Source organism: Methylosinus sp. RM1 (genome assembly GCF_011378635.1).
Lineage (GTDB): Bacteria > Pseudomonadota > Alphaproteobacteria > Rhizobiales > Beijerinckiaceae > Methylosinus > Methylosinus sporium.
The window spans coordinates 1-9,469 of sequence record NZ_WOVC01000067.1; the positions used below are offsets into that span (position 1 = coordinate 1).

Consider the following 9,469-nt stretch of genomic DNA (forward strand, 5'->3'; position numbering starts at 1 on the left):
GCAAAACCGCAACAAACATCACGTCGAGGCCGACTGGCAATTCACCACCAGAGACGCTCGCCTCAAGCTGAAATCCCTATACCCGCAGTTCCAATGACTCGGGCCACTAGCCTCGAAAGCGCGGCTTCAAATGCGATGGAAAGACATCAATGTAAACATGAAGGGATTGAAACCAGGTGTCGCTGCATCAGAAATATGAGAAACAATACGAGATGCAATCAATATGGATATAGGCCGTGCCGCCAGACGAACGTCGCGCCCTGACCGCCGAGGACGTCGCCGAGATGCTGCATGTCAGCAAGAGCGGCGTGTAGCCTCATCGAATGGGGTTCCATGGACCATGCACTGCCGGGTCGACACTCACTGGAGCAGGCCGTTTCGCTGCTCGCCACCACGATGCGCGCAGTGACGCCGCGACGCGTCGAGACTGCGGCCGCGCTTCATCGCGTCGCGGCGGCAAACCTCGAAGCGCCGGCGGCGATACCGCCTTTCCACCAGGCGCTCGCGATGACGGATGGGCGATCAAGGCGGATGACACGCTCGGCGCCTCGCCCTATGAGCCGGCTCTGTCGGGCGCTGTTCCTCGGCGCGTCAGGATCGGGGAAACACTGCCCGATTTTGCCGATGCGGTTCTTCTGTTGCCAAAAGCGTCGGACCAGTCCGGCGCTTTCGAGATTTGGGGAGCGATCGCGCCGGGCGAAGGCATGCGCGCCGCCGGAAACGATTTGCGTCGCGGCGAGGTCATCGCCGCCGCGGGAGCCCGACTGGACGAGCGACTGTCCCATGCGCTCCGGCGGATGCTCCTGCCGGAAAATCACCTCCTGCTCGGGACCAGGGATGGCGCGCCAATTCCGAATGCGCCGCTCCAGCGTGCGGCGCACGCCGGCTCCGAGTTCCGGATGCCGCCGGCGCAGCTCCTCGAGCACGCCGATCGGGCGCAGGCCGGGCGCCGCTATCAGCATGGGGATGAACTCGATGTCCCAAACGCTCTCTAGCGGATCGGGCCTCCGAACGGCGACCGGCATCGACACGAATCTCGTCCACTTCATAGAGGTGGTGATGGGCTGGCTCCGCGATCGGGGATCGCTCGAAGCAGTCGCCAAAGAGCTGACACTTCGCGAGCGGGACCTGAAGGAAAACCGCGCCTATCTCGTCAACGAAAAGCGGCGCCGGGATTGGCGAAAGGCGGTGGCTACTCCCCTTGATTACCGCTGGCCTGTCGCCCGCGACATGATCGAGTGCGTCCGAGAGGTGTCATGACCGACCGCATCTCAATCTTCGGCGCGCTGAGGCCAGTTTGCGCGAAGCTTCGAATGAAGCTGACGACGCAAACGTCGTCAGCTTCAGTGCATGTTGCTAGATTCGCGCGACCTGCCTCTCCTCAGTTCGAGGCCGCCTTCTTCAGACCGATCGCCGCGCGCAGCTCGTCGACGCTCGCGACGCGGCCGTGCAGGCCGGCGATACGCTCGACATCGAGACCGAGCTTCTGAATATTGTCGTAGAGATTGACCGAGAAAGGATTGGGCGTCGCCGGCGGCGGCGCGCCGACCGCGGCCGGCGTATAGGCGTCGGCCTCGATCACGAGCTTCTCCTTCGGCAGATAGACGAGCGCGAGATCATCCGAATGGCCGCTGCCGGCGATGTGATGAATCTCGATCGCATGCAGATCGCCGAGCGCGTGCTTATGCTCATAGGTTTCGAACTTCGCAGCCTTCTTCGAGGCCGCGAGACGATCGGGACGCAGCGTATGCGGCGCGGCCCAGGCCTTCTCGTAATAGGCTTTGCTGATGTCCTGCGTCACAATGGTCGCGCCGGCGTCGACGAAAGTGCGCAGACCGCCCGAGTGGTCGAAATGCACATGGCTGTTGACCACATATTTCACCGGCTTGCCGGGAATGACCTCGCCGATCTTCTGGATCAGCGCGATCGAGCGCTGCTCGCTCAGCGGCGCCTCGATCAGCACGACATGGTCCTTCTCTTCCACGGCGAGGCTGTGATGCGTGCCGCCGGTGAGATAGAAGACGCCATCGGCGAGCTTCTCCGAGGCGACCGTGACGACGGGCGCCGGAGCGCTGGCGACATTGGCCGGAACCGCTATGTCGACCGCACCATTGGCCTTCGCCGAGGCGACGGAGACATGCAGAATTTCATGGCCGCCTTCGCTGCGATGAATCTCGGCCGGAAAACTCAGCCCGCCGAAATCCTTGTAGCCCGAGAAATGCGTCTCGATCAGAGTGTCTCCAAGCACCGGCGTGTCGATCCAGGTCTTGATCTGCGCGACATGATTATCGGCGCCGATCAGGCCGGTGAAGCGGCGAGCGCCGATGGCGAAGGAGACCTCGACGCCGGCGCCGACCGTCTCCGATTTGGCGTTGTTGGCGAGCGCCGCCTTTAGGAAGCCCTGCGGCGTCGTCCAAATTTCCGCGACGCGCTCGTCGACGGCGGCGGGCGCCGGCGTCGCGACCGGCGTCGCGCCGGGAGCAGCGCCCTGCGGCGGCGCGACATTCCACGCCTTGTCGCCGGCGATGAGCCATTCGAGCTTCTGCTCGACGGGCGCAGGCCGCGGACGGCCATCGGGCGTCTGCGAGCGGGTGATGAGCACGCGCTCGGCCGCCTTGTCGAAGTCGATCGCCGCGCTATAGGCCGAGACATCGAACTTCGGCCAATCGCCGCCGGGAACCGGAGCCTGGCCGAATTGATACCAATGGCCGGCGCCGGCGAACTCCAGCGTCTTGACGCTGGCGGCGGAAGCGAGCGTCGCCGCCTCCTGCAGCGAGGCGGCCTGCGCCGCTCCCGCGAAAACCGACGCCGTCAGTCCTAATCCGGCGAGCGTCTTGAAACCGCGTATCGACATGAGAACCTCTCTCTTCTTCGGGTGGGCGCAGATTTTCATCGGCGCGTCGTGACGCGTCGATGCGGGAAGAAATGCAGCGTCTTCTGTTCGGGGATCGGCGGCCTGAAGCGGCGTCACGCCGCCGGCGCGGCGACGAAGCCGCTCTCGCCGCCGCCCTCCGCGAGCGCGTGAGCGTCGGCCTCGTCGACGCGATAGGAGTCGATGCGCGCGGTCGCCGGTCCTCTCGCCGCGAGGGCGAGAAATTCGTCGACGCTTCTCACGGGACCGGCGATCACCGTCTCCACCGAACCGTCGCTGCGATTGCGAACCCAGCCGGTCAGATGCAGCCGCCCAGCCTCGCGAGCCACAAAGACGCGATAGCCGACATTCTGCACTTGCCCTTCGACGATGATGCGGGCGATGCGGCTCTCACTTTGCAGTGACGTTACGGGAGTCTCCCAGATGACGCGGGGTCTCATTTGGACGTCACGCGAAAGCCGGCGTTCTCCGGCGGCGCGATGGCCGTCTCGGAATGCGGCGTCCCTTCTGGAGCCCAGTCGTAAGGAACGGGCTGCGCGCGATAGACGCTGTAATTGCGCGTCGGCCGGCCCGTCTGCGCGTCCTTGCCGCGGCGCGGGTAGGGATTGAGATATTCCCAGACGATCTCGCCTTCCGGCGTCACCTGGAAGAAGCGCCCGATCTGTCCTTCGTCGATGAACGTATTGCCATTGGGCAGGCGCCGCGCATTGCTGATATGCGTGCTGCGGAAGGTCCAGCCGGGATTGCCGGAGCTCGCGCCCGTATATTGCCAGACGATCTGCTTGGAGACGGGGTCGATCTCCAGCACGCGCGAACCGCCCGTGAAAGTGACGGAGGCGCGTGGATAGCCGGCCTCGCCTTGATTGTCGAAGACGAGAAGATTGCCGGCGCCGGGCAGGCCCACGGGGATGATCTGCGCGTCATGCTGGCCGGAGATTTGATCGACGGGGCGCGGAACCTTGCGCGAGGTCGTCGTTCCATCCTCCGACACGGGCGGGAAATGCGGCCCGAGCGTCCAGACGATCTTGCGCGTCTTGCGGTCGATGATGGCGATGAAATTGCCGTTGCGCGAGTCGAAGATGAGATTGTCCGGCGCGAAGCGCTGATCGCCTTCATCGAACCAGTGATTGGGGCCGACGGGCTTCAGATTATTGACATGAAGATAGTCTGGATTTTTCGAGCCCTTGATGAGATTCAATTCGTCCGCAGTGAAGCCGATCTCGTCGAGATGATCCGAGGCCGCCCAGGTCCAGACGATGTCGCCATCCGGATTGACTTCATAAGCGACGTCATCCAGAACTTGCGGCGCAGCGAAGCCCGGCAGCGGATAGGAGATATTGGCGAGCAGCAGCGTATTGCCATTGGGCAGGCGCGCAATGTCGTGATGCTGGCGGGCGACGCCGCCCGGCGCCGCGGGTCCGAAGCTCCACACCGGCTTGCCGTCCCAATCGACCTCGCCGACGGTCTTGCGAACGCGGGTCTGCGCGCGGCCCGGGGTGAGATCGGTCCCCTTGCCCTCCTCGCTCTCCAGAGTGACGAAGATGCGCCCGCGCGCGCCGCCGACGAGCGCCGGATCGATGAAGGCGGCAGGCAGGCCTGTATAGTTCCACTCGCGCACGACCTTGCCAGTAAGGTCGACGAGCCTCGTCACATCGTCGCCCCCGGCGAAGAGGACATAGGAATTATAGGTGCGCGCCGGATCATAGATGGTCGTGCCGGTCGGATAGACGCTCGGCTCCGCCGAGGCGCCGGCAGTCGCCGCCAGAACCAGGACGGCCGCGCAGGCGCCGCGCGAAATAGACGCTTCGAGAAAGGTTTCGATCGAAAAGCGATGCTTCTCGCCAGCCATCGGACGCTCCCGTCTTGCTGCGATGGCTGCCATTATATCCATACTTATCAGCTATGATAAATAGCAAAGTGTCCGAGTTCTCCACATTGGAAGGAATCGGTCGGCGACGGCGCCGCGAAGAGACCGGATAGTCCGTGTTTTCTAGCCATTTCATTTGATTTTTCTCATGGGATCGCGCCGCTCGCCACGTTGGGTCGCCTACCGCCAGAGTGCGCAAAAGTTCCGCATCAATCGTTCTTGTATATAGAGTGTAAAAACTATATCGGTCGAGCTTACGTAAAACAGCGCCGGAGGCCTCGTGTCAGTTTCATCATCGCGACCGGAATTTGCGGCCTCCGGCCAGATCGACGTCGAGCGTGCGATTGCGGAAATCCGCAGCGGCCGGCCGGTCATTCTCCACGATGAGGCGGAGTTGATCGTCGCGCTGCCTTGCGAGGCGCTCGACAGCGCTTTCGCCGCGCGTTTCGATCTTCTATCTCGCGGAGGAACGCGGCTGGCGCTTTCGGCGCCGCGGCTGCGAAGTCTCGGGGCCGCTCGGAGCGCTTCCGGGGCCATCGCTCTGCCGGTCGTCGACGTCGCGCGCGCGCAGGCGCTCGTTTCCCATCCGGCGGCGCGGCTCGACGCGCCCGTCGCTCCGCTCGCCCCGCTCGACGAGGGCGCGCTCGAGCTGATGCGGCTCGCGCAGCTTCTGCCGGCCGCCATCATCGCGCGCGGCGACGGCGCGAACGCGATTTTTCCGCGCATGCTCGACGTCGCTCTCGCCGATGTGAAATCCTTCGCCCTCGCGCGCCTCGCCTCCTTGCGCATTGTGTCTCGCGCGCGCGTGCCGCTCGAAGGCGCGACGGGCAGCGAATTCGTCGTGTTCCGCGGCGGCGAGGGTCTGCGCGACCAAGTCGCGATCGTCATCGGCGCGCCCGACGTCTCGACGCCGGTCCTCGTGCGTCTGCATTCGGCCTGCCTCACGGGCGATCTTTTCGGCAGCCTCAAATGCGATTGCGGGGATCAGTTGCGCTATGCCGCGCGTCACATGGCCGAGAACGGCGGCGGCGTGCTGCTCTATCTGGATCAGGAAGGCCGCGGCAACGGGCTCGCCAACAAGATCCGCGCCTATGACCTCCAGGCGCATGGGCTCGACACTTACGAAGCCGATGAGACGCTCGGTTTCGGTTTCGACCAGCGTCGTTTCGCCTTCGCCGCAGAAATGCTGAAGGCGCTGGGTGTCCGCCGCGTGCGCCTGCTGACCAACAATCCCGAGAAGATCGCGGCGCTCGCGGAGGCGGGACTCGACGCCGTCGACGCAGAGCGCCTTCTCGGCAGGAAAAACCCGCATAATCTGCGCTATTTGGCGGCGAAGCGCGACAAGGCCGGCCATCTCATCGAGATCGATCGCGCCACCAGCTGACGCGCAGGCCGCCGAGTCGAGTCCCGATAGATTAGTAGCATGTGGCATCCGCGCGGAGTTCGATCCGATGAGTTCCGATATCACCGAGCCCGCCCCTCCCTTCACCGGAGCGGCGATGCGGCTTTTGCCGCGTCGCCATCTCGCCAAATGAGCGGCCGCGGCGCTATTTTGCGCGCTCGCGCTCGGCGCCGGGCGCTATCGCGCCGCGGAACCGGCTCCCTTCCCGGCGCGGGCCGCGGACCGGCGACCGCCGTCGCCGCGGCGGAGATCGTCCGCGGCGATTTCCCGGTCGTCTTCACCGGCCTCGGGACAATCACAGCCCTGGCGACCTCGGTGGTCAAGGCGCAAGTCTCCGGATCGCTCGTGCATGTGAGATACACGGAAGGAGAGATGGTCAAAGCCGGCGATGTCCTCGCCGAGATCGATCCGCGGCCCTTCGAGCTCGCCGTCGCCCATCCGCCTTCACCCAGTCGCGAAAGCGCGTGTATGCGGTGCTCCAATTGCCGAAAAGCGCCGGCAGATCGCGCCAGGGGCCTCCTGTGCGAACGATCCACAACACCGCCTCCACGAAAAGTCTGTTGTCCTGCAGCTGCGGCCGGGATCGCTGGCCTTGCCGAGGCAAAGCGGCTCCATCTTCGTCCATTGGGCGTTCGTCAATACAAATCGGTCCATCCGAGTCTTGAGTCATGACAAGCTAAAAATGGGAATCCTGAATCCCAACAGACCCTAATCAGGCCGCCGAATTTTCGCACACAAGGTCCGTTGTTGGCGCTGGTTCGTCGCGCATTTCTAACGGCCCACGTCTCCACGCGACCCTCGTCCGGCGCGACCGGCTCAAAGCGGTCTTTCAGAAGCTGGAAGGCGTCGGGAGCGATTTCGAGAGTTTCGTCACCGGAGAGGAGAGAATGTCTCGGGGGTGAGCAATATCGTCTCCACGCTGGAGAGCCAAGCGATGTCGAAACCCGCCATGTCCGCCTTGAACAGATCGCTGGCCATATAGCGATCCGAGGCAGCCTCGGGATCGACGCCTTCGGGATAGCCGACGAGCGCGACGACTTTCGCCGGGTCGCTCGCAACGGCAAACACGCCATGCGTGACGATCCCGAATGCTTTCAGGCTCTCGATATGCTTGATCCAGATCTTGCGATAGGCCGTGGCGGCCTCGACGGATTTCAGCGTGTAGATGCGCATTTCATAGGTCGTCATGGATTTTCTCCGCTCGATGACGCGTGATCGGACGCTCGCTACGACATCGGTCCGGGCCATGGAGGCGACGCCTCGTCGCTCGACGATCGGCGGTAACGCCGACTCGTCTCCCCGGACGCTCGTTTGCGGAGCAGATCGAACTTGCCCAGTTCACATTGCTCGAGGCGCGACCCTCGAATAGCCGGCGATCAATTCCTGCATGATGACGCTCGCGGGCAAAATGGCGTCGAGCAGCCCGAGGTTCTGGCCGACGACGAGGCTGCCGTTCTCGACGTCGCCGTCGATGGCCGCCGCGCGCAAGACGCCACGACCGATCTCGCGGATGCGCTCCGCGGCCTCTTCGGGCGGCAGGTCCCGTTCGAGGCGCAGCATTTCATCCGTCAGCCGGTTTTTGACGCCACGCACCCCGTCGCCGGCGCTGACGCCGGTCAGAACGGTGTCGCCCTCCCCGGCGGCGACGATGGCGTTCTTGTAGTTGGCGTGGATCGGGCATTCCTCGGCGACCAGGAAGCGGCTTCCGACCTCGACGCCGGCTGCGCCGAGCATGAGCGAAGCAGCGACGCCGCGTCCATCGGCGACGCCGCTCGAATTGATCACGGGGATGGAAACGGCGTCCACGACCTGGGGTATCAGCGAGAATGTGCCGGTGAGGCCGAAGATGTGACCGCCGCCGTCGTACCCCTTGACCGAGATGAAATCGACCCCCGCCGCTTCGAACACTTTGGCCTCCGACACCGAGGACGCCTTGCCGATCGTCGCGGCGCCGTGGCTCCTGAGCGCTTCGACGTAACGCGGAAGCGAGTCGAAATAGGCGGGGAACGTCTCGATCTCGACGACCCTGATCCCTTGGCGCAGGGTGATTTCCAGCAGCTTGTCTGCGTCGGGCAGGCAGGTGATGATGTTGAGGCCGAAAGGCGCTTCCGTCAGGGCTCGGGCCGCGCGGATCTCGGCCTCGAAGACGGCCGGCGGGCAGAAGCCGAGCCCCATGATTCCCAGCCCGCCGGCGTTGGAAACGCTCGCGGCGAGCTTGCTGTCCGACGCCCAGGCCATCGGCCCTTGCAGGATCGGGTAGCGAATGCCGAGCTTGTCGCAGACAATGTTGGTCATGATTCCCTCTTGCCTACCCTGACGGCGACGACGTCCTTTGTGGGATTGGACGGGCGCGCGCGTCGCCGCGGCCATCTCTTCCGAAACATCGCGCCCCGTTCAAATGAACGGGTTGGTTTTGCATTTCCACGGCAAAAGGCTATCAATAACCATGCGAACCGTCAACTATTGAACGATGTCGTTCAGTTACGGATAGAGAATGAGGATCGCAATGGCGGAGCCCGGCAGGCCGAAAGTAAGGACGAGAGGGCCGCGAACGGTCGAGCGCATCGTCGAGGCGGCTCACCGGCTGTTTCTCAGCCGGGGCTTCGCCGAAACATCTATGGAGGCGATCGCTCAGGAAGCCGGCGTCAGCAAGGCGACGCTCTACGCGCATTATGGCAGCCGGGATGAACTGTTCACGGCTGTGATCTGGTCGACCGGCGATCGGTTTTCATCTGGCCTGGTGTCGGGGGTGACAGGCGCCGCGGATTTGAGAAGCAAAATGGAGCGTCTCGCCGGCGCAGTGCTCGATCTATTGCTGTCGCCCGAGGTGGTGGCCACGAACCGGATCGTCGCGGCCGAGGCCCGGCGCTTTCCCGAGCTCGGCAAGCTCTTTTACGAGAACGGGCCGGACAGGCTGATCGCGCGATTGGCGGAGGTGTTCGAGACCGCAATGGCGACGGGCTCGATCCGCCGGTCCGCGCCCCGCGACGTCGCCAAGCATTTCATCGGCCTGATCCGTGGCGACCTTCAGTTGCGGGCGATGCTCGGCGACGAGTCGGCATTGTCGGCGGCCGAGCGCAACCGCGCGATCACCACCGGAGTCGGGGTTTTTCTCGCCGCCTATGCTCCGGCGGAGCCTTTTCGAGAGAGCTGATCGTCGACAACGAGGCCCCATCGGCAGCTTGCCGTTCCGCCGCCGCTACGCGGTAGTCGTCGAATGATCGCGGACTCCGAGAGAGGCTGCGGTCGCTGGGGCCCGGAAGTGGCGCGAGCACCACTCACGAGGAGGGGGGGAAAAACAGGAGGCCGCCCCGGGCGGGTGGCACGC

The 9,469-nt window shown here is 64.3% G+C and carries 8 protein-coding genes and 3 pseudogenes; 4 read left to right on the top strand and 7 right to left on the bottom strand.

The window, feature by feature from the left end; all coding sequences use genetic code 11:
• Positions 1-323: 323 nt before the first annotated feature.
• Positions 324-716 (top strand): annotated as a pseudogene (locus FMZ75_RS22305) (hypothetical protein); the annotation flags it as partial.
• A gap of 57 nt (positions 717-773) precedes the next feature.
• On the opposite strand, the pseudogene FMZ75_RS21795 reads toward FMZ75_RS22305, so the two are convergent.
• Positions 774-1,022, bottom strand: a pseudogene (locus FMZ75_RS21795) (IS21 family transposase); the annotation flags it as partial.
• On the opposite strand from FMZ75_RS21795, the gene FMZ75_RS20390 reads away from it, so the two are divergent.
• On the top strand, positions 976-1,260 hold the full coding sequence (locus tag FMZ75_RS20390) for a hypothetical protein (RefSeq protein ID WP_166145935.1): 285 nt from the start codon (positions 976-978) through the stop codon (positions 1,258-1,260). The pseudogene FMZ75_RS21795 and the gene FMZ75_RS20390 sit on opposite strands and share 47 nt — an antisense overlap.
• Positions 1,261-1,381: 121 nt before the next feature.
• Here FMZ75_RS20390 and FMZ75_RS20395 read toward each other — a convergent pair whose 3' ends face one another.
• From FMZ75_RS20395 to FMZ75_RS20405, 3 genes are all read right to left on the bottom strand, one after another.
• A complete protein-coding gene (locus FMZ75_RS20395; protein ID WP_166145938.1) occupies positions 1,382-2,854 on the bottom strand; it encodes an MBL fold metallo-hydrolase in 1,473 nt (490 codons plus the stop codon).
• 113 nt (positions 2,855-2,967) lie between these two features.
• A complete protein-coding gene (locus tag FMZ75_RS20400; protein ID WP_166145941.1) occupies positions 2,968-3,312 on the bottom strand; it encodes an acylphosphatase in 345 nt (114 codons plus the stop codon).
• Positions 3,309-4,721: an aryl-sulfate sulfotransferase gene (locus FMZ75_RS20405; RefSeq protein WP_166145944.1), complete on the bottom strand. Its 1,413-nt coding sequence runs from the start codon at positions 4,719-4,721 to the stop codon at positions 3,309-3,311. The genes FMZ75_RS20400 and FMZ75_RS20405 overlap by 4 nt, the downstream gene beginning before the upstream one ends.
• 298 nt (positions 4,722-5,019) lie before the next feature.
• Between FMZ75_RS20405 and ribA the strand changes: the two genes are divergently transcribed.
• A complete protein-coding gene (ribA, locus tag FMZ75_RS22310) occupies positions 5,020-6,123 on the top strand; it encodes a GTP cyclohydrolase II RibA (protein WP_166145947.1) in 1,104 nt (367 codons plus the stop codon).
• Between the two features lie 457 nt (positions 6,124-6,580).
• Here the strand turns inward: ribA and FMZ75_RS20420 are convergent.
• The 3 genes and pseudogenes from FMZ75_RS20420 to FMZ75_RS20430 form a co-directional block, all read right to left on the bottom strand.
• Positions 6,581-6,795: pseudogene (locus FMZ75_RS20420) on the bottom strand (transposase); the annotation flags it as partial.
• Positions 6,796-7,011: 216 nt separating this feature from the next.
• Positions 7,012-7,329 carry an NIPSNAP family protein gene (locus FMZ75_RS20425; RefSeq protein ID WP_142864154.1) on the bottom strand — a complete coding sequence of 106 codons (318 nt, stop codon included), beginning with the start codon at positions 7,327-7,329 and terminating at the stop codon, positions 7,012-7,014.
• A gap of 150 nt (positions 7,330-7,479) precedes the next feature.
• The gene (locus FMZ75_RS20430; protein WP_166145950.1) at positions 7,480-8,436 is read right to left on the bottom strand and encodes a nitronate monooxygenase family protein; all 957 of its coding nucleotides are present in this window, start codon (positions 8,434-8,436) and stop codon (positions 7,480-7,482) included.
• A 199-nt stretch (positions 8,437-8,635) separates the two neighbouring features.
• Here FMZ75_RS20430 and FMZ75_RS20435 point away from each other — a divergent pair, with 199 nt between their 5' ends.
• Positions 8,636-9,295, top strand: a complete 660-nt coding sequence (locus tag FMZ75_RS20435) for a TetR/AcrR family transcriptional regulator (RefSeq protein WP_166145953.1) — start codon at positions 8,636-8,638, stop codon at positions 9,293-9,295.
• Positions 9,296-9,469: the final 174 nt, after the last annotated feature.